The 635-nt window shown below is 38.1% G+C and carries 1 pseudogene; it reads right to left on the bottom strand.

The features are described from left to right. Positions 1 to 601 (bottom strand): annotated as a pseudogene (locus Xinn_RS21340) (hypothetical protein); the annotation flags it as partial. Positions 602 to 635 lie beyond the last annotated feature (34 nt).

The raw sequence follows: 635 nt of genomic DNA, 5'->3' as shown, positions 1-635 counted from the left end.
ATATGCTCGAATTAGGCTCAACATAAGGTGTATATTCTTTCGGTGGTTCAGAAATATGAGTATATTCAGGATCATCAAAAACAGAAATTGATACTTTAATATTTTTATCATCCTGTGGAGTTTTAACATTAATGAAACCGGATAAACCATATTTCCCATCAGGTATAATTTGCCCATCCTTCATTGACGTAATGGTTGCACCGCATGGAGGCTCTTTAATAATAAATTCTGAATTTTCAATTCCTTCAATACTAATTTTACCAGAAGCCACCCCGCAGTTTATCCAAATTTTTGTGCGCCATTGATCCTTCGTTTTTTCTATCGGTTCAACTTTATACTTATTTTGGTCAAAATCAGTGACAAGATAAGGAAATGAATAATCTTTCATAACTCCTTGCCCCATAATGGTAATATAATTATTTTGGGCTTGATCCTGCGGATCAGAGGAAGTAATTTTTGGTGGTGTCCAGATACTAACCTCGTACTCACGTGCCGCTTCTGAGGTTCTTTCATAATGGATCTTGGTCGGCTCATCTGCTTGGATTTCCTGATACTGAGCCGCATAAAGCGAAAAAGTGCCCGTTTGTTTTGCTGTCAGCACCGGATTATTGGGGCATACCCACTTACCGTTGTCA

It is taken from the genome of Xenorhabdus innexi, from assembly GCF_002632485.1.
GTDB classification, from domain to species: domain Bacteria; phylum Pseudomonadota; class Gammaproteobacteria; order Enterobacterales; family Enterobacteriaceae; genus Xenorhabdus; species Xenorhabdus innexi.
Note: the sequence above shows the minus strand (reverse complement) of the source record. Positions and strands in the feature narration are given on the sequence as shown.